Source organism: Clostridia bacterium, from assembly GCA_016887505.1.
Lineage (GTDB): Bacteria > Bacillota > TC1 > TC1 > UBA5767 > UBA5767.
The window spans coordinates 2,151,419-2,170,559 of sequence record CP069393.1; the positions used below are offsets into that span (position 1 = coordinate 2,151,419).

Consider the following 19,141-nt stretch of genomic DNA (forward strand, 5'->3'; position numbering starts at 1 on the left):
TATGGAACGCAGAATTGACGTTGTAGGTTTAGGTGATCCGTGTATAGATTTCATTATAGGTATACCTTTTTTGCCCAAAGACAATGAGAGCCTTGAAATAGAGGATTACAGTGCTCAAGGCGGGGGAAAGGTGGCAACTGCTTTATGTGTTCTAGGAAAGATGGGATACAAAACTGAACTGATAGGTTCGACAGGAAAAGATAATTTTGGAGATAGGATTATTAAGGAACTTGAAGAATTTGGCGTAGACATAGAGCATGTAAATCGTTTGAATGCTCCGTCATCCTTTTCTGTGGTTTTAACCAATAGGGATACTAAGTCTAGAAGCATTCTTTGGAGACATGGATGTAGTCAAAAATCTGACGGCAAGCTAGCTGACTCGCTATTAGGCTCAAGCAGATATTTTTACTGCGCTGATTATTCTGAGGTAACTCTTGAATGGTTGAAGGTAGCCAGAAGGCTTGAATGTGAGACTATCTTCGACGGAGATTTTTTCGATATGGGATTTGAAAAAATTATTCCCTATATTGATCATTTGATTGTTTCTGAAGAATTTTATCTAGATTACCAAAAAAGCCAGGGGCAAGTAGCGATTGAAAGCTTTCTCAGACAGCTTTCAGAATTAGGACCTAAGGTCGTAATATTGACGCTAGGAGATAGAGGACTTGTTGCATCTTGCGATTCAAATATATTTACCCTACCTGCTTATAGCGTGGAAGTACAGGATACCTTGGGTGCTGGGGATGTTTTTCACGGAGCCTATGTAGCTGCCTTACTAGATGGAAAGCGAGACAGGGAAGCTTGTGAGTTTGCCTCTGCTTCAGCAGCGGTAAGCACCCTGGGTGTTGGCGGCAGAAGCGCAATAATGGAAAAGGATAAAATTCTGGCGTTTATGGAGAGCGGAACAATAGATAATGATTGTTTGAATCAGAATATTGAACGATACAGAAACAAATTCCTTGGAGGAAAAGTTTATGAGTAAGCGGCTTGGAGTCAGAGATATTGGAGAATACAACAGAAAGAGAATACTTAGAATCCTAAGAGAAATACCCGATATCTCGCGAGCGGAGCTGGTTAAGGAAACTAGTTTAGCAGCCCCTAGTATATCCCGAATCGTGGCAGAGTTAATTGATGCTGGCCTGATTCAAGAAGTAGGTATCGGAACTTCTAAAGGAGGCAGAAAGCCAATATGCCTTCGAATAAATCCGAATGCTAGGTATGTCATTGGAGTTGACATAAAGCCTGATAAAGTTATGTTTGTTCGAAGCAATTTGTATTCAATTATATTGGACCGTATCGAAATACCCTTGAAAATTAAAAGCAATCAGTCCGATGCGGTTAAATATATAATTGATGAACTTGGGAATTTTATTGAGAGTACTGGAATTGATATGTCAAATTTGGTTGGGATAGGTATTGCTGTTCCAGGATTAATTGATTCCCTAAATGGTGTGGTTCGTTATTCATCGCATCTAGATTGGAAAAATGTTCAACTAAGAAAGTTAATTAATGAAAAAATAGATGTATCTGTTTATTTAGAGAACACAACTACGGCAGCTATGATCGCAGAACGTTGGGAAGGTCATGGAAAAAATCTAAAGAATTTCATATATCTATATATAGGAGAAGGTATAGGTGCAGCCTACATCTTAAATGATCAGATTTATCGGGGCTCATACTACAGTTCTATAGAATTAGGACACACCATTATATGCCCTAAAGGAGACTTGTGTAGTTGTGGTAAATATGGTTGTTGGGAGGCCATGGCTTCTTCAAGAGCTTTGCGCAAATCCTATCTCCGTTACAAGAAACAACAAAACCAGGAAATTAGAGATTTTTCAGCAGATTTTGATGAACAAGACCAGATGGTACAGGCAATTCTTCTTGACGAAAAAGACGGAGTGAAAGCGATAAGAGAATGCATGGATTACCTAGTCATTGGCCTAGTTAATGTAGTGAATACATTTATTCCTGAACGAATCGTTATCAATGGGTGGCCGAGATATCTACGAGCTAACCAGAAGCTTGAAATACTGAATGAAGTAAAAGAGAAAGCGATGAATGGACTGGAAGATATTATTGATATTGAATATTCTGAACAAGCAAAAGATGGTCCAATTAAAGGGGCGACAATGACCGCACTGAATGACTTTTTTTCTGTGTGAGAGGAGAGTAATTGTGTCAAGAATTGAAGAAGTGAACAAAAAAGTTGCTAGAATGAGAAATTTATTGGATGAAAGAGACCTAGAGGCAGTTTGGGTTTCAGAACCTCAGAACATCGCATGGTTAACTGAGGGTGGATACAATCGGGTTGACGTAACTTCTCCATGGGGAAGTTTTGGAATTCTTTTAACTAGAACTGATAAATATGTTGTTGCTGCGAGTAATGAATCATACAGAATAATGAATGAAGAAGTGTTTGATTTGGGCTTTGAATTGGTTAGCTATGACTGGAATGAGGGCTACAATGATTTGATTGTAGAAAATATGATGGCTGGTAAGAGGGTTGGTAGTGACCGTAATCAGGAGTTTGCAGTAAGTATTGCTCAAGATATGACTATTTTACGTAGTCAATTAAATGCGAGAGAAAAGAATGATTACCGGAAACTTGCAAATGAAACCGCAGAGATTTTGCACCATGTTTTGGGTGGTGTTAGGAAGGGACAGACTGAGTTACAAATAGCGGGTCGAATAGCCGAGGGATTCATATCTAAAGGAATTTTGCCACAAGCAATTTTTGTTGCATCTGATGAACGAAGAAAAGAATGCAAACATCCAATTCCATCTAGTAAAAAGGTGAAAGAAATTGTAAGTGTATCTATATGTGGTATGCGGAATGGCCTTGTCGTTTCCCAGACCAGAGAGATTGCATTAAGAAAACTAAGTGAGGAAGAAAAGAAGGACAAGATTTCTGTACTAAAAGTTGACTTAGCTTATTTTGAGAATACAAAGCCAGAAAAATTAAGTGGTCAAATTTTGCAAAGTGGCATAGATGAGTATGCCATACAAGGTTGGCCGGATGAGTGGAAAAAGCATCATCAAGGAGGGAGGACCGGATATTTAGGAAGAGAATATGTGGCTACACCGGAATCGGATGACCTTGTCTTGTGTGATCAGGCTTTTGCGTGGAATCCGACAATAAATGGTTTTAAATCAGAAGAGACTTTTTTCTTGGATGGAAATAAGCCGGAAATAATTGGTCTTGATGGAGAGTGGCCAATGATTGAAATTGAATATAAGGGTAAAAAATATATTAGACCAGATGTAATGATTATAAAAGGAGAATAATATGAAAATTGGATTTGTAGGATTTGCGGATTTGTATAGTTTCAATTATGAAGCTGGAAAAGATGAATACGCTAAGAGTGTTGAGCTGTTGAAAAGCATCAAAGATAGTGAGCTAGTATCGATTGAAGAAACAATAACGAACCCACAAATGGCAATTGAAGCGAACCGTATTTTTTTAGATAAAGGGATTGACGTTTTAATAATCCAGAATTCTACTTTTGGGTCTGGAGAATCATTGGTTAGACTGGTAGAAAACTTACCTGATCCTATAGCCTTATGGGGAATTCCTGAACCTAAAATTAAGAATCGCTTACAATTTAATTCGCTCTGTGGCGTAAATCTTAATGCTAGTTTACTTAAAAATCTGGGAAGAAAATATAAATATTTTTATGCCCAACCGGATGAAAAGCTATTACGAGAAATGGAAGATTGGCTCAAAGTAGTGGATACCATCAAATACCTTAGAAATGCAACCATTGGTTTGTTTGGGTATCATACACCAGGTTTTTATACATTTGGATTAAATGAATTAAAATTGAAAAAAAAGATAGGTCCAATCATCCAACACGTAGACCTTTCTGAGGTTTATAGCGAGTCAAAATCTATTGGTAAGGATCAACTGAGTTCTACCCTAAACAAAATAAAGAGTTTGGTGGATAACTCAGAAGAAATGGGCGCAGAAAAAAATGAGTTATTCTGCAGAACTAACGTAGCGTTTGAACATATTGTAGAGAAATATAATTTTGATGCTGTGGCCATTAAATGTTGGAGTGAATTTATTGTGGATTATGGGCAGTGCGTTTGTGGTAGCTTAAGTCGTTTGGTTGATAAAGGCATCATGGCCGGCTGCGAAGGGGATATATTGGGAACGATTACTTCCATGATTCAGGACAAATTATCTGATGAGAGACCTTTCATGGCTGATTTAGTGGAAGCAGATTTCGATAGTAATGAACTTGTTCTTTGGCATTGTGGCTCCGCACCTACAAAAACAGCAGCAAAAAATATAAATTTTGGTAAGACATTTGGTATTAATGGTATGAATTTGGAATTCACAATTAAGCCTGGTGAAGTAACCTTGTTCCGCTTGGGAGAAATTGAGGGTGAGTATAAGATTCTTTTAGCAAAAGGCGAAGTATTGCCAGACCGTGAAGTTATGGGGGGAACCGGCGGTGTGGTTCATCTAAATGGAGATAGCAAAAAATTGGTAGATACTATTATGTATGAAGGATTTGAACATCACTTAGGTTTGGCATATGGCAATATGGTTGATCAAATAACTGAATTTGGTAGATTGCTGGAGATTCAAACCATTGTTATTGATTAGAGGAGAATAATATGAAAATAGTAAATGCGGAAGCAATTTTTCTACGTCATCCTTTGTCAGGTGAATTTAGGCCAACATGGGGTACTGGCTTAGTTCAAACGGAGCTTCCTATGACATTAATCAAGATTGAAGTGGAAGACGGAACCCTTGGCTATGGTGCGATACCTTGCAATGGGAAAGAAGGCGTGATTGGATTTGATACCTTCATTAAGCCTGAACTAGTGGGAACAGATATATTTCAAACCGAAAAGATTTCAAGATTGCTAAGAAACGCTAGTTTACGTATGACATGGCCTTGGGGTGTTGAAATGGCTGTCTGGGATGCTGTTGGGAAGATTGCTAAATTACCCATTCATAAAATGTGGGGAGGCGAGAAAAGCAAGATTCCTGTTTATGCGAGTTTAGGAGAAAACAAGCCATTAGATGTTCGCATTAATGAAGTTAAAAAATTGAAGAGCCTGGGATTCGCTGCGGTGAAGCTAAGGTTTAGGAATAATCAACCTAAAGAAGATTTAAAATGCGTAGAAATGGTGCGAAAAGAACTTGGTGATGATTTCGGTATTATGGTAGATGCTAATCAGGCAGATGCACTTCCTGGATCGAGTGAATTCTTTGCATGGGACTATAAGCTAGCTTACCAAATTGGCAAGGAACTGGAGCGTTATGACGTAATATGGTTGGAGGAACCACTATCCAGATTTGATTATAAAGGACTTCAATTTCTCAATGAAAAATTGAATTTGAAATTGGCCGGTGGTGAGAAAAATCAAATGGCGAATGAGTTCAAACAACTGATTGATGATAATTGCTTTGATATCCTGCAAGGTGATTCCAGCTTCTCAGAAGGAATGTTCCAGCTTAGGAAAATTGCAGCCTATGCTGAAATAAACTACAAGGAATTTATTCCTCATACTTGGAGCAACTGTATTGGATTAAATGCTAATCTTCAGCTAGCAGCTTCACTTCCAAATTGCTCATGGTTTGAGTTTCCTTATGAAGAACCCGGATGGAATTTTGAAGTTAGTTCATATCTGCTTAGAAATGGTCATGAAATCAAGGACGGTTTCATAACAGTTCCTCAAGGACATGGATTAGGTATGGAATTTGACACGGATCGCATTGAGAAATATACAGTGAAGTAGGTGATGTTCGCATGGCTAAAGTGGTAATAGATAATGTTGACAAGTATTACGGAGATAACCAGGTTGTTTTTGGTATAAATCTAGAAGTTAAAGATGGAGAGTTCCTTGTGCTAGTTGGACCATCTGGATGCGGAAAGTCTACAACACTAAGAATGATTGCCGGTTTGGAAGATATTTCTAAAGGAAGTATTTGGATTGGAAATAAGGATGTGACTGGTGAGGCACCTAAGGATAGAGATATTGCTATGGTTTTCCAAAACTATGCCTTGTATCCACACAAGAATGTATATGAAAATTTAGCATTTGCACTGAAGTTACAGAAGAAACAAAAAAAAGAAATTGAGGAAAGGGTTAATGAAGTGGCTAATATTCTTGGGCTACAAGAATATTTAGACAGAAAACCCAAACAACTTTCTGGAGGTCAGAGACAGCGGGTTGCTCTGGGAAGAGCAATTGTCAGAAAGCCAAGTGTGTTTCTGATGGATGAACCACTCTCGAATTTGGATGCGAAGCTAAGAGTATCAATGAGAGCGGAGATATCAAAACTGCATAAGTGTTTAAAGACAACCACCGTATATGTTACCCATGATCAAACGGAAGCGATGACTCTTGGCGACCGGGTTGTAGTGATGAAAGATGGTCGAATTCAACAGGTTGGAACGCCATTGGAAATCTATGAAAATCCTGCAAATATGATGGTGGCCGGTTTTATTGGATCACCGGGCATGAACTTTGTTATTTGCCGTGTAGTAGAACAAGATAATTGTCTATTTATTCAGAATAATGAACTGAAAGTACCTGTTCCGGTTGCGGTCGCAGAGCGACTTAAACCATACGAAAATCAGAAAATAGCAGTAGGTATTAGACCAGAACATTGTTATTTATCTGATGGTAGTGGAGCGTTGGAAACAGAAATACAGGTTGTAGAAACTATTGGTGGAGATTCCTTCTTGCATACTGAAAAGGGCGATACCAATCTGATTGTCAAATGTAGTAGTAAAGAAGCTGTAGGTATTTCAGAAAAATTCAATATTGATATCGATGTAGAGCAGATGAAATTCTTTGATTGTGCCACTGGAAAGAAAATATAGGGGAGGGGGTCAAATAATTTAGTGGAATCGTTGAAAAAAAATATTACCAAAGAAAGGTGAAGGAAATGAAAGGAATGAAAAAAGTATTTATTGCTTTGCTACTAATGTCGTTGTTAGCTATGCCTGCCTGTTCTGCAAAAGAAGAACCAGCGCCGGAATCATCACAAACCGATGCCGACCCAGTAGAATTGGAACTTTGGATTTATGATGAGTTTTATAGTGATGGTGAATTTTCTCCAATCCAACGTGTCGTTGATGAATTTATGGACGAAAATCCCAATGTACAAGTAAACATTATTCCCACACCATATGGATCAAGTTCCTATCGGGATAAGTTTATTCAAGCGGCAACAGGCGGCGCTGGACCTGATATCATTCTATCAGATAATATATGGGTACCGCAATTAGCATCGATGGAACTAATCAAACCTATTGATGATATGTTTGCTGATCGTAGGGATGAATACTTTGATGGCACCATTGATGCTGGATCCTATAAAGGACAGATATATGGTGTTCCCTTCCATGTAGATGTGATGGTACTGTTCTACAATAAGACTAGATTTGCTGAAGCTGGATTAGATCCAAATGCTCCACCCACGACCTGGGATGAATTTAGGAATGATGCAATTGCCCTTACTGATGAAGAAAATGGTAAGTATGGTTTCGGAGGATTGTTTGGATGGACTGGAAGTTTCGAGTGGTTGCCGTGGCTATGGCAAAACGGTGGTAGTGTTTTGAATGAAGACCAGACAAAAGCGGTTTTCAATTCTCAAGAAGGTATTGAGGCCACTGAATTTTTCCTAAATCTTATTCTTAAAGATAAGGTAGTGCCTGATGCAGCTATGTCTTGGAAATCATGGGATGAACTAACTGCTGGATTTGCTAGCGGTACCATTGGTATGTGTGAAGGCATGAATGTCATGCTCAGTAAACTTGATAAATTAGATGAAACTTTTGAATGGGGTGTAGCTGTACTTCCAAAACAAAAAGAAGCAGCTGCTACCTTGGGCGGTGGTCACTTTGTTATTAGTAATGAGTGTGAAAATCCTGAATTGGCCTATAAATTGATTGAGAAGATCACATCCGCTGATAATTTAGACATGATGGATGCTTATAGTCGACTTTCTGCTCGAAAGGATTCTGGCAATCAGAAAATGGCACAAGAAGATGAGCGTATAGCAGTCTTTGTTCAGGCTTTGGAAGATGCTAGACCTAGACCGACTATTCCAGAATGGAGCACCATTGATTATGATACTATTCAACCAGCATTTGCCAAAATCCTTTGGGAAGGCGGCGACATCGAAGAGGAAATGAATAAGGCAGCAGAGATTGTAAATTCAGAAGTATTGTCTGATTAGAATGTTTGAGGAAGAGGTGGTTAATCGCCTCTTCCTTAATTCCAACGAAAGAAGGTTCTTACTGTGATAAATGACATGAATCCACTGCCTAGGTGGAGAAAAAACGAGAAAAGAATTGGATTTTTATTAGTAATGCCAGCATTGCTAATTCTAGGCTTTGTTATTATTTATCCTTTAGGATTGAATATTTTTATGAGTTTTCAAAAAATCGTTCTAACTAAACCACAGCTGGGAACCCCGTTTATTGGTATAGAAAATTATCAGAAGGTGCTTAGTGATGAAATCTTTTGGCGTTCAGCAGGTCATACTGTTCTTTGGGTAATGTGTTCGGTATCTATACAGATAATATTGGGGCTTGGTGCAGCTTTGCTATTGAATGCGCCAATTAAATTTAGAGGGGTACTTAGAGGAATTATTCTTATACCTTGGGTTACACCTGGTGTGGTAGCAGCATTAAATTGGCGTTGGATGTTAGATGGCCAGATGGGAATAATCAATAAGATTCTTGTGAATGCCCAAATTATTGAAAAACCTATTGCCTGGCTGGGCCAATATTCTACTGCTTTTCCAGCAGTTATTGTAGCACATGCTTGGAAGAATTTTCCATTTTCTATGCTGATGTTGTTGGCAGCCTTGCAGACTATTCCAAAATACCTTTATGAAGCAGCAGAAATAGATGGGGCGAACCAAATACATAAATTTTTGCACATTACTATGCCTGAAATATGGCCCACGTTGTCTTTGACCGTGCTCTTAACTAGTATTTGGACATTCAATAATTTTGATACTATTTGGTTAATGACTGAGGGTGGACCATCACATGCAAGCGAAATTCTTACTACCATGGTGTATAAAACGGCTTTCCAAGCCTTTAACCTTGGTGAAGCTTCTTCATTGGCTGTATTAATGTTCATAATGTTGCTTGGCTTAGTAATTGTATACGGACGATTAATGGTGAAGAGGGAAGTAAAATGAACCGGAAAAAAATGTGGATTTTTATAATATATGTGCTGATAGCGCTGATAGTAATCATTGCTGGATTTCCGTTTTTATGGATGGTTTCTACTTCAGTAAAACCAGACAATGAGATTTTAATGGGTGTCCCTAAATTTTTACCAAACCATTTCTATTGGAGATCCTATGTGGATGTTATGGTGAGTGGAAAATTCCTGACATACTTTGGAAACAGTATGAAAGTTGCAGGTATAACTACGGCTATAACTATGGCTATTTCTATTTGTGCTGGATTAGCTTTTGCAAGATTTGATTTTATCGGACGCAGAAAATTCCAAATATTTGTGCTCTTTGCCCAACTATTCCCACTAGTGCTTCTAATTACGCCGTATTTTAGAATAATGGGTGCTTTACATATACTAGATAGTCATTTGGCACTGTACATGGCTTATACTTCATTTGTATTGCCATTTAGCATTTGGATGCTTACCAATTACTTCAAAAGTATTCCTGACGACATGGAACAGGCTGCTATGATTGATGGTTGCACAAAGATTCAAGCTTTTGTTTGTGTAACCTTACCTTTAGCAGCACCTGGCATTGTAGCTACTACCATCAATGCTTTTACTTTAGCATGGAATGAATTTCTTTTCGCACAAACATTCATAAATTCGCCAGCTCTCAGAACACTCCCTATTGGTTTGAGGTCATTTATGGGGCAATATGACACCCAATGGAATTTGTTGATGGCTGGTTCGGTAATTAGTGCTATTCCAGTAATCGTTCTATTTATGTTTCTTCAAAAATATCTAATAGCAGGACTATCTAACGGCGGAGTGAAAGGGTAATGAAAATTGTAGTAGCCCCAGATTCATATAAGGAATGTCTATCTTCGATGTTGGTAGCAGATGCTATTGAAGCAGGAATACGAAAAGTGAAGCCTGATACTGAGGTTTTAAAAGTTCCATTGGGTGATGGGGGAGAAGGTACGATTGCAGCTATCACCAGATCCTGTGCAGGGGAAATAATATGGATGAATTCACTAGACCCGTTAGGTAGACCGATAAAATGCCGAGTGGGTATGTTAAATTCTGGCAGGACCTTGCTTGTGGAAATGGCCAGTGCTTCTGGGCTTGACCTTCTTGCTGAACAGGAAAAAAATCCTATGCGTACGAGTACCTATGGGACGGGACTTCTGATTAAACAATGCTTAAACACAGAAGCGGAAGAAATATTGGTCACAGTAGGGGGAACTGCTACCTGTGATGCTGGAATTGGCTTGGGTGCGGCGCTAGGTGCAGTTTACCGTGATCGTGAAGGACATGAGTTGCAGCCAGTTGGAGAAAATTTGAAGCGAATTTGTGAAATAGATAGTTCAAATTTGGATAAGAGAATATTGGGAAAAAAATTTAGGGTACTCTGCGATGTGAATAATCCATTATATGGCCCTGAGGGAGCTTCGTATGTTTATTCTTCTCAAAAAGGAGCGACAAAGGAAGAAGTTATAGAATTAGACCAAGGCCTGAGAAATATGTCCTTGCTGGCTAAGGATACATTTGGGATTGAATTGGGAAAAATACCAGGAATGGGTGCTGGCGGCGGTGCTGCAGCGGGATTAAAACTCTTCTTAGGCGCGAAAATAGTGCCTGGGATAGAAGTGGTTTTAGAAATGCTCAAGGTAGAAGATAAAATTCTTACAGCGGATTTAGTTATTTCTGGAGAAGGGAGAACGGATGCCCAAAGTAAAAATGGAAAAGTAATTAGTGGACTTGGACGTCTATGCCAAAAACATGGCGTGCCATTACTAGTGTTATCTGGAAGCTTGGGTGAAATTTCCCAAGATTTATATGATATAGGCATTAGTGCGATTTTTGCGATTCAAGAGAAACCAATGACTTATAAAGAATCAATTCGAAATGCTTCAGAACTGATAACAGGGACTACAGAGAATTGTATAAGACTTTTTCAGTCAAAAAAATAGTGCAATCAGTTTAGGCTTTTATAAAGAAGATGGTGTGATGAGGGAGGAATTTCCTATTGTTACCGCATAGCAAGAATAAAGAAGGAATCTAAGGATATAGCAAGAAGTAGCAAGTAGCGAAGATTAAATAGTTATTTGGAGGGAAGTGCTATATGGATACGATTGAAAGAAACTTGGCCTATTTCAAGGAAAAACATAAAGATATCTATGAGGCCTATGTTGCCTATGGGAAGACCTTACATGAACAAGGTGGCCCCCTTACGAGAAGACTAGGTGGCTGGTCAAGATTGCCACTTCGACGAGTTGTCAAAATCCATATGCGCTGAAAACGCATATTAGAAAAGCATTGAAGAGTGGTTGCACTCGTGAAGAAGTTGAACATGCGATTCTCCTTACTGCACCGACAGCTGGCTTTCCTGTGATGATGGAAGGATTGCTGGTTTTACAAGAAGCGTTAGGGGATACGGATGAAATCGTGATGACAGAATAGAAGATGTGAGATGACAAGGAGGCTTTTAGGGGTCTTCTTGTTTTATTTGACAGGATACTATACTATACTAATAGAAATTAACCTTTAGGAGAAAAAGATGTATAAAAAGATAGCGATTCTATTAGCAGTTATATTCATCATCGGTGCAAGTGGATGCAGTGACAAAGAAAGGCCTGAGAAGGAAAATCCTAGCTCAGAAGATTTTTTTGGACAAGAGCAGGATACGACACCTGTAAAAGCGGTTGAAGTAAAAGATGAAGCAATGCTACAGTCGGTTTGGCAGGATTTACTTTACGACTCCATTACGAGTATTGGCAACCAAGAAAGTTTTGCTTCAACAAGCGAGCTCAGTGTTGAAACCATCGCGCAGTATGCTTTCTTTCGATACCAACGAGATTATGGCGAAGAAGCCCTAGAGCTTGGTGAAGATCAAAGAAAGCGAATTAAGGAGTCACAGATTCTGGAAATATCGGAACGGTATCTTGACCGTGAGGAATTAGATTTTTCAAAAGTTAGTGAACTTGATTATAGCTATCTTCCAGATGAAAAGGCGTTTGGCTATTATATGTCGATAGAAGAACCCACTGACTATACGGAAAATACAGCTTGGGGAATCCGGTTTGACAAGTTGGAACAATTATCCAATGGAAGATATAGGGCTACTTTAGTGGACTATGTAGACCAAGAAGAAGCCTTAGTAGAAACCTATTGGCGGTATGAACTGGGACGCAGAGAAGACGGAAGTTGGTATTTCATCAGCGGGACCAAGGAGCACCCAGATAACCACCTGGTGAAGATTGAAGGAAACTATACAGAGTATACATCAATCGGCGGCCATGAAACATCAGGTGATTCGAATTTTGTAGCACAATTAGATGAAAACCGAGCTTTAGTAGTGGGACAAAAAAAAGAGGAAAATGAATATGTAAGTTACCTAGGCGTCTTAAATCTAAAGGACATGAGTATGGTAACGGAAATAGAGATCGAGGTAAAATACGGAGTCAGCTGGCAAGATGGGCAGATTATCGTGAAGGGAACGGATGCAGTCGTTGTATTGGATGATTCCTTAAAACAAAAGCAAAAGATTATGCTCCCAATAATTCTCAAGCAGGCCATTGACCAGGGTACTACGTATGACGATTCAAATAATATTGTTCATTTCTTTCGAGATTACGATATTTCGCCAGATTTACAACATTTTTGCTATGCAGACGAAGAAGGATTGAAACTATTGGATGCAGGGAGTGAGGAAGTGCTACTTCTTAGTAAGACACTAGATTTAGGTTACGATCTACTACCCTACTCCTACTATATTGATTGTCATTTCGTTTCGGGAGGCAACAAGATCCTTACGGCAATGAGCGGCTATGAAGAGCTTTACGACAGATACCTGTATGATCTTGAAAACATGAGTGGACACTTATTAAAGGTAGGGGAATATGGATATTCTGCCTATCTTTCCGAGGCAGGGCAATTGCTCATAGCGACTAGCGAGTCGAACCTCATGCTGTATGACTTAGCCAAAGAAGAAAAGCGCTCCCTTGATACCACAGAAGTAAAAGGCGCACAAGAAGACATCTCTCTGATGTATGCTGATTCGGGTCAATTTATTGCTTATGCAACTACAGAAGCCGAAACCTATACTACCTATATACATAGGATAGACACGGAAACAGACCAGATAGAGGCCAATATCCTCAAGATAGAAGAGGCCTCGGTCAATTTGATTGCTGTTTTGAATGATGGCAGAGTATTGGCTGCTTACTACCGCTATCCCAACGAATATGGTTATATTTTGAGCACAAAAGAAGAATAATGTCAGACCGTTCTAACATAAAAAATTCTTTTAAAAATATTGTCTAATAATTGTCTAATTTTTTGCATTTTCCTAGTCTGGGTGTATAATTATATTACAATCCAAGGATAACCTAATGCTCTAGTTACAAAGTTTGTTGATAGGTAAAAAGCGAGGGAAGCCCTTGCTGGTTAAGTGTTAATGGAACCGAGTAGTTTAGTGGTTAGTTTCTTGCTTGGATGTAACTGTAAAGTACAAGGCGCTAGATGAATTCTAGTCGTGGAACCTATGGAAATACGGAAGCAGCCATGTTGGGTAAAAAAAGAAGCTGGGAAGAGCAAATGAAGTTTCGTTGGATTGGGGAGCAGTCATAGGGCTGCTCCTTTTTTTGTGCCTAAAAATGGATGGAAGAGGCAACTCGCTTCTTTACATTCTGGAATTCTGGTTGTACAATTTAGACATAGGACGTAGGTACGAGTTTATGGAGGAGGAAATCACGTGGATAATGAAAAGATGCACCCCATTGTGGACTTTGAAGAAGATAGGTTAGTCGAAGTTACTGTCAATGGGAAAAAAATGATGGCTGCCAAGGATAAACCCATCGCAGCCGCTTTGTTTAAAGCAGGCGTGGATGTATTTCGCATAACAGAAAAGTTAAAAAGCCCACGGAGTTTATTTTGCGGCATTGGTCAGTGCAACGACTGTGTTATGGAAGTAAACGGCATTCCGAATGTCAGAACTTGCGTCACGATGGTTGAAGAAGGCATGGTCATCAACACGCAAGAAGGCTTGGGAAAGATAGGTGAGCTTGAGTGAAAAAAGCGGAGATATTGATTATTGGAGCTGGACCAGCAGGACTTGGTGCAGCCATTGAAGCTTCTAGACTAGGAGCCAAGGTTATATTGTTGGATGAAAACAAAAAAGCCGGTGGTCAATTGTTTAAGCAAATCCATAAATTCTTTGGAAGCAAACAGCACTATGCTGGGGTGAGAGGATTCCAAATTGGCGAAGAACTATTAAAACAAGCTAAGGATTTAGGTGTTGAGGTGATGTTAGACGCAAGGGCTCTTGGACTTCTAGATGATGGATCTATGGCTGTGCTGGATAAGGGCAGGCTAACACATATCGGTGCCAAAAAAATTATTCTTGCGACCGGAGCAAGAGAAAATGCTGTTTCCTTTCCAGGCTGGACCTTGCCAGGTGTTATGACAGCTGGTGCAGCGCAGACCTTTAGCAATGTGTACGGCACGCTGGTGGGAAAGAATATCCTGATGGTAGGGACCGGAAACGTCGGCCTTATTGTAAGCTACCAGCTGATGCAGGCCGGAGCTACTGTAAAAGGACTAGTCGAAGTCGTCCCCAGAGTGTCTGGATATGGGGTACATGCAGGAAAAATAAAGCGGGCTGGTGTCCCTATTTGGACTTCCCATACGGTTGTTGAGGCAAGGGGAGATAAGCGCGTTCAAGAAGCAATCATCGCGCAGGTAGATGAAAAATTCAAGCCGATTCCTGGAACGGAACGCTCCCTAGAAGTAGATACCATCTTGTTAGCAGTAGGTCTAACCCCAAAAGTAGAGTTGGCGAGGATGGCCGGTTGCAAGCTTACCGTTGAACCAGCTCTAGGGGGCCACCTTCCCCTACACAATGAAGAAATGAAAACCAGCAACCAAAATGTCTATGTCTGTGGCGATATTGCCGGTGTGGAAGAAGCGAATACAGCGCTGGATGAAGGACGATTAGCAGGTCTATCGGCAGCTAGAGCTTTGGGCTATGGTGATGAAGTCACGGATGCAAGGAAGGAAGAATTCAATGCGGGGCTTTGCGCTTTACGCATGGGAACATTTGGCGAAAAACGACTGGCCTGTAAAGAAAGAATCATGAAGGAGTGGAGCTGGTGATGAGTAATAGTTTAATAGAAAAAGGGTATATCGAAGTCGAGGATATCTTGGAGGATATAAACTATCCAAGCAAAGAGCGTTTCACAAAGGGTCCGGTCGCCATCATTGAATGCATGCAAGAGATTCCTTGTAATCCCTGTAAGGATGCTTGTCCACATGGCGCAATTGTCCTAGATGGCTTGGTTAAACGTCCCCAACTTATTGAGGAAAAATGTATTGGTTGTGGACTTTGCATAGCAGCTTGTCCCGGACAGTCCATCTTTGTCGTAGATAAATCGAAAGAGGTAGGTAGCGTAACCTTTCCCTATGAATATCTTCCCATCCCAGAAGTTGGTATGGAAATTATTGCAGTAGATCGTTCTGGAAAAGAGGTCTGCGCTGCCAGTGTAATCAAGGTGGTGGATTCCAAAATGATGAATAAGACTAGACTCGTTACCATCCGTGTACCAGTGGATAAAGTAGACGAAGTGCGTTTTATGAAACGCTTGGGAGCAGGTGAGTAGAATGGACAAGAAGAGTGAAATTATCTGTCGTTGTGAAGAAATAAGCAAGGAAGAGATTGAAGCAGCCATTGCCGATGGACGAACTACAGTTACTGGCATCAAACGCCAAACTCGAGCTGGCATGGGTGCATGCCAAGGCCGGACTTGCTCTAAACTGATTATGCGGATACTACAAGAAAAAGGGGTACGGGATATGAAAGATATAGACATAGATACCCCGAGAAGTCCGATTGTACCTGTGGCGGTAAAGAGCATATCAAGCGAGGAAGAATAGAGGTTGAGAAAACACAATGAATAAATTTGAAGCAATTGTAGTAGGAGGTGGCTATCCCGGTTGCTCCATCGCCTACCATTTATCCAAAGCTGGAGTCAAGACTTTATTGCTAGAAAAAAAAGAGATTTCCAGTGGCGCGTCCGGCGGGAATTTCGGATGTATTCAGGTGCAGGATGCCAGTTTGGGACTTAGTCTAGATCTGACCATGAGGAGCTTCCCGAGAGTCATGAACTATGAACAGGAATTGCAAACCGACTTAGAACTTACCTCGGTTGGTTCCTTAATTGCGGCTGTCAATGAAGCGGAGATGCAAGAACTGGACACCTTATATCGTGGAAAGATTGAGGGCGGACTAGATATTCATATGTATGGCCCGAAGCAGCTGAAAAAGGCTGAGCCTAATATGAATGTGGACAAGTTTTTGGGAGCCACGTATTTTAAACAAGGACGTTTGAATCCATTTAAACTAATGTATGCCTTTTTGCGAAAAGGTAGAGAGTATGGCCTTAGCGTACAAGAGCAGACCAGAGTAAAAGAACTCTATATGGAAGGCGGTAAGGTGAAGGGTGTGACCCTTACCAGTGGGAAGACCATTTTTGCACAACAGGTCATCATAGCAGCGGGTGCTTGGACCAAGGAACTCTGTAAGACGGCAGGACTACTGGTACCAATTGAATACGTAAGAGCAGAAGGTTTTGTAAGTGAAAAGCTCAAGCCCTTTTTGAATAATTACTATTCATCTGCTTCCTTTTTTACGGAAGCACATGACGTGGATGGTGTGGGAATGAGCTTGTGCATGGGACAGACTCAGTCTGGGAACCTATTGATTGGTGAGACGAGTAAGCCTGGCAACGTACTTCCAGATGACGCATCAAGACGTAGCTCGTATGAGCATTTTATAAAAACCAAGGAGGCGCTCAGCGAATATTTCCCTGCCTTGAAGGATATGAATCTACTACGGGCTTGGTCTACGGTATCTCCCTATACGGATACCATGGAGCCAGTATTGGGACAAGTAGGCCCGGAAGGGCTACTGGTAGCAGCAGGCTTTAAGAGTTGCGTTATCATGACAGCTGTAGTCGGTGACATCATGACTGATTTGGTTACCAAAGGCGATACCTTCTGCGACCTATCTGGTTTCAATGCCCAAGTTAGGCCGCTTTAATACAATTGCTAGAGCCTATATTTCAAAAAAAGGGAAATGTTCCTTTTTTATGAACCTAATTAGATGCTGCTTATACTAGGGGTTACCACGGAAGAGGACCAAAAAATGATGAAACTACGAAAAGCCAAACCACTCTATATTCAGGTTAGAGATCTTTTGGTACAAAATATTATGAGCATGGAACCAGGTAATAATCGTTTACCTTCCGAGGAGGAATTAACAAAACAATTGGGTGTTAGTCGCTCTACTGTGCGTGAGGCGATGCACGATTTGATCCTCCAGGGCGTAGTAAGCAAGAGACACGGAAAAGGGAATTATGCCCATCCGGCAGTACTCAAGGTACCTTACCGCATCGACTACGATCCGGATTTTAGATCCTTGCTAAACGATCCAGATAAAACGCTTAGCATTAAAGCAAGCCCCTACAGTACTGCTCCTGCTTCAGAAAAGATGGTGAAGAGGTTGCCTTCTGCGGCTGGTGAAGAGGTCTATCGCTGGGACTGGGAATACTATCTGGATGACACGCTCTTTGTAATTGCGACAGAAGAGATTCCCAAAAAGTATTTTTTGCGTGAACCGCAAGATAGCGACGAATTCTCCGTCAAAGAATTTGTAGCCAACTACTGTGACAAGGATTTGGCCTATTTTATATCTTGGATTAATGCTAGTGAACGGCCTCAAGTGGCCGCACGCTTTGGGGTTAGCCAGACAATCATACAGGATTGGGAGGAAGTCTACCACGATATTGAAGACCACGCAATCTGCTATTGTGAAGTTTATTTTAATCCGGAATGCCTAGAGGTTGCCCTGTTGACCTCCCTGTAGTGTTTTGGTGATTAAATGGTTACGGTGCTAGGTCAATTGGGTCTATCCAGTTGCATCTAGTGCCGTTTTCTTTTTATCATGAATTGATTGGAAAACAGCCTCATTCTGGAGCCTACAGAAGCAGATGTCCGTGATGGAAGAGCCATTTTTGGTTTAAGTTGTTAGACATATAGACATTAGGCAAGAAGTTTGGTATACTTCAAACATAATATGAGTAGAAAAGACTCTGTTATTTGCAGGATTTTCAACTTTCGCATAGAATTAGATATATAGTTGTTAAACATCTGAACAATGACAGGAAGGCGAGGGAGAAATGATTGTAAACAGACAACCCCTATACATGCAGATTGTGAATGAGTTGGAGAGCCGGGTCGAGAATGGTCTATATGAAGATGGGGCAAGATTGGCATCAGAACCAGACTTGGCGGAAGAGTTTGGTGTAAGTAGAGGTACACTGCGTGAAGCATTGGGCATCTTAGAAAAAGACGGATATTTAATTAGAGAACACGGAAAAGGTTCTTTCATACGCACAAAGAATAAGGTATTTGCTGGAATTGAGCGCTTAGAAGCACTGACTGAGACCATCCGCAATGCTGGCTATGAAGCAGAAGACGAGGTTCTAGAAATTCGTGAAGAAGAATTATCCAAGTCAGAATGCAAGATGCTAGATCTTGAACCTAAGACCAGAGGCTTTGTGGTTGAAAGTCTGAGAAAAGCGAACGGTGTTCCGGTGATTTATTGCTACGATGTAATACCTGCTTATGTGGTCAATGACAGTCTGAAAAAAATGCAGCAGCGAGCTGAATTCGAATGTATGACAGAGTTTTTAAAAAATGCTACTGAATATACACCATCCGAATATGATAGTACATTGACGGCTGTACTAGCAGAAGCACCATTGACAGATCTTCTCCAAGTGAAGGAGAACGCTCCGCTAATTAAAATGAGTGGAGTAATTTTGGCCTACAATGGCAGACCCATAAACTATGGAGTTCAGTATTTTAATGGGGATGCCTACCAATTCCGATTGGTTAGGAAATAGATTTT

Annotated in this window: 18 protein-coding genes and 1 pseudogene; all 19 read left to right on the plus strand. The window is 40.5% G+C overall.

From position 1 onward, the window contains the following. Nucleotide 1: 1 nt before the first annotated feature. The 19 genes and pseudogenes from JR334_10205 to JR334_10295 all read left to right on the plus strand — a co-directional run bounded on the left by JR334_10205 (nucleotide 2) and on the right by JR334_10295 (nucleotide 19,136). On the plus strand, nucleotides 2-982 hold the full coding sequence (locus tag JR334_10205; GenBank protein QRN85308.1) for a hypothetical protein: 981 nt from the start codon (nucleotides 2-4) through the stop codon (nucleotides 980-982). Continuing rightward, entirely contained in the window at nucleotides 975-2,165 is a 1,191-nt protein-coding gene (locus tag JR334_10210) for an ROK family transcriptional regulator (GenBank protein QRN85309.1), read from the plus strand. The genes JR334_10205 and JR334_10210 overlap by 8 nt, the downstream gene beginning before the upstream one ends. Before the next feature lie 13 nt (nucleotides 2,166-2,178). After that, nucleotides 2,179-3,288 carry an aminopeptidase P family N-terminal domain-containing protein gene (locus JR334_10215; protein QRN85310.1) on the plus strand — a complete coding sequence of 370 codons (1,110 nt, stop codon included), beginning with the start codon at nucleotides 2,179-2,181 and terminating at the stop codon, nucleotides 3,286-3,288. Between the two features lies 1 nt (nucleotide 3,289). Then, nucleotides 3,290-4,615: an L-fucose/L-arabinose isomerase family protein gene (locus JR334_10220; protein QRN85311.1), complete on the plus strand. Its 1,326-nt coding sequence runs from the start codon at nucleotides 3,290-3,292 to the stop codon at nucleotides 4,613-4,615. A gap of 11 nt (nucleotides 4,616-4,626) precedes the next feature. Then, entirely contained in the window at nucleotides 4,627-5,757 is a 1,131-nt protein-coding gene (locus JR334_10225) for a mandelate racemase/muconate lactonizing enzyme family protein (protein ID QRN85312.1), read from the plus strand. Nucleotides 5,758-5,768: 11 nt separating this feature from the next. Further along, entirely contained in the window at nucleotides 5,769-6,848 is a 1,080-nt protein-coding gene (ugpC, locus tag JR334_10230; GenBank protein QRN85313.1) for a sn-glycerol-3-phosphate ABC transporter ATP-binding protein UgpC, read from the plus strand. Between the two features lie 74 nt (nucleotides 6,849-6,922). Beyond that, on the plus strand, nucleotides 6,923-8,209 hold the full coding sequence (locus JR334_10235; GenBank protein ID QRN85314.1) for a sugar ABC transporter substrate-binding protein: 1,287 nt from the start codon (nucleotides 6,923-6,925) through the stop codon (nucleotides 8,207-8,209). Nucleotides 8,210-8,272: 63 nt separating this feature from the next. Further along, entirely contained in the window at nucleotides 8,273-9,184 is a 912-nt protein-coding gene (locus JR334_10240; protein QRN85315.1) for a sugar ABC transporter permease, read from the plus strand. After that, a complete protein-coding gene (locus JR334_10245; protein ID QRN85316.1) occupies nucleotides 9,181-10,011 on the plus strand; it encodes a carbohydrate ABC transporter permease in 831 nt (276 codons plus the stop codon). Before JR334_10240 ends, JR334_10245 begins: the two co-directional genes overlap by 4 nt. After that, nucleotides 10,011-11,144, plus strand: a complete 1,134-nt coding sequence (locus tag JR334_10250) for a glycerate kinase (protein ID QRN85317.1) — start codon at nucleotides 10,011-10,013, stop codon at nucleotides 11,142-11,144. The genes JR334_10245 and JR334_10250 overlap by 1 nt, the downstream gene beginning before the upstream one ends. A gap of 152 nt (nucleotides 11,145-11,296) precedes the next feature. Then, nucleotides 11,297-11,634 (plus strand): annotated as a pseudogene (locus tag JR334_10255) (carboxymuconolactone decarboxylase family protein). A gap of 97 nt (nucleotides 11,635-11,731) precedes the next feature. Beyond that, nucleotides 11,732-13,450, plus strand: coding sequence for a hypothetical protein (locus JR334_10260; GenBank protein ID QRN85318.1), 1,719 nt, complete (start codon nucleotides 11,732-11,734; stop codon nucleotides 13,448-13,450). Nucleotides 13,451-13,942: 492 nt separating this feature from the next. Next, nucleotides 13,943-14,245 (plus strand): (2Fe-2S)-binding protein, encoded by a 303-nt coding sequence (locus JR334_10265; protein ID QRN86917.1) that lies wholly within the window; start codon nucleotides 13,943-13,945, stop codon nucleotides 14,243-14,245. After that, complete coding sequence (locus tag JR334_10270; protein ID QRN85319.1) at nucleotides 14,242-15,327, plus strand: FAD-dependent oxidoreductase; 1,086 nt, start codon at nucleotides 14,242-14,244, stop codon at nucleotides 15,325-15,327. The genes JR334_10265 and JR334_10270 overlap by 4 nt, the downstream gene beginning before the upstream one ends. Continuing rightward, complete coding sequence (locus tag JR334_10275; protein QRN85320.1) at nucleotides 15,327-15,830, plus strand: 4Fe-4S dicluster domain-containing protein; 504 nt, start codon at nucleotides 15,327-15,329, stop codon at nucleotides 15,828-15,830. Before JR334_10270 ends, JR334_10275 begins: the two co-directional genes overlap by 1 nt. A gap of 1 nt (nucleotide 15,831) precedes the next feature. Beyond that, nucleotides 15,832-16,104 (plus strand): (2Fe-2S)-binding protein, encoded by a 273-nt coding sequence (locus JR334_10280; GenBank protein QRN85321.1) that lies wholly within the window; start codon nucleotides 15,832-15,834, stop codon nucleotides 16,102-16,104. 16 nt (nucleotides 16,105-16,120) lie between these two features. After that, entirely contained in the window at nucleotides 16,121-17,269 is a 1,149-nt protein-coding gene (locus tag JR334_10285; protein ID QRN85322.1) for an FAD-binding oxidoreductase, read from the plus strand. A gap of 105 nt (nucleotides 17,270-17,374) precedes the next feature. Then, nucleotides 17,375-18,094 (plus strand): GntR family transcriptional regulator, encoded by a 720-nt coding sequence (locus JR334_10290; protein ID QRN85323.1) that lies wholly within the window; start codon nucleotides 17,375-17,377, stop codon nucleotides 18,092-18,094. Nucleotides 18,095-18,407: 313 nt separating this feature from the next. Continuing rightward, nucleotides 18,408-19,136, plus strand: coding sequence for a GntR family transcriptional regulator (locus tag JR334_10295; GenBank protein QRN85324.1), 729 nt, complete (start codon nucleotides 18,408-18,410; stop codon nucleotides 19,134-19,136). Nucleotides 19,137-19,141: the final 5 nt, after the last annotated feature.

Coding starts and splice junctions, on each gene's coding strand:
- JR334_10275 (QRN85320.1), top strand. CDS start 15,327: ATGAGTAATAGTTTAATAGAAAAAGGGTATATCGAAGTCGAGGATATC.
- JR334_10210 (QRN85309.1), top strand. CDS start 975: ATGAGTAAGCGGCTTGGAGTCAGAGATATTGGAGAATACAACAGAAAG.
- JR334_10260 (QRN85318.1), top strand. CDS start 11,732: ATGTATAAAAAGATAGCGATTCTATTAGCAGTTATATTCATCATCGGT.
- JR334_10280 (QRN85321.1), top strand. CDS start 15,832: ATGGACAAGAAGAGTGAAATTATCTGTCGTTGTGAAGAAATAAGCAAG.
- JR334_10245 (QRN85316.1), top strand. CDS start 9,181: ATGAACCGGAAAAAAATGTGGATTTTTATAATATATGTGCTGATAGCG.
- JR334_10265 (QRN86917.1), top strand. CDS start 13,943: ATGCACCCCATTGTGGACTTTGAAGAAGATAGGTTAGTCGAAGTTACT.
- ugpC (QRN85313.1), top strand. CDS start 5,769: ATGGCTAAAGTGGTAATAGATAATGTTGACAAGTATTACGGAGATAAC.
- JR334_10285 (QRN85322.1), top strand. CDS start 16,121: ATGAATAAATTTGAAGCAATTGTAGTAGGAGGTGGCTATCCCGGTTGC.
- JR334_10295 (QRN85324.1), top strand. CDS start 18,408: ATGATTGTAAACAGACAACCCCTATACATGCAGATTGTGAATGAGTTG.
- JR334_10290 (QRN85323.1), top strand. CDS start 17,375: ATGATGAAACTACGAAAAGCCAAACCACTCTATATTCAGGTTAGAGAT.
- JR334_10235 (QRN85314.1), top strand. CDS start 6,923: ATGAAAAAAGTATTTATTGCTTTGCTACTAATGTCGTTGTTAGCTATG.
- JR334_10250 (QRN85317.1), top strand. CDS start 10,011: ATGAAAATTGTAGTAGCCCCAGATTCATATAAGGAATGTCTATCTTCG.
- JR334_10220 (QRN85311.1), top strand. CDS start 3,290: ATGAAAATTGGATTTGTAGGATTTGCGGATTTGTATAGTTTCAATTAT.
- JR334_10225 (QRN85312.1), top strand. CDS start 4,627: ATGAAAATAGTAAATGCGGAAGCAATTTTTCTACGTCATCCTTTGTCA.
- JR334_10205 (QRN85308.1), top strand. CDS start 2: ATGGAACGCAGAATTGACGTTGTAGGTTTAGGTGATCCGTGTATAGAT.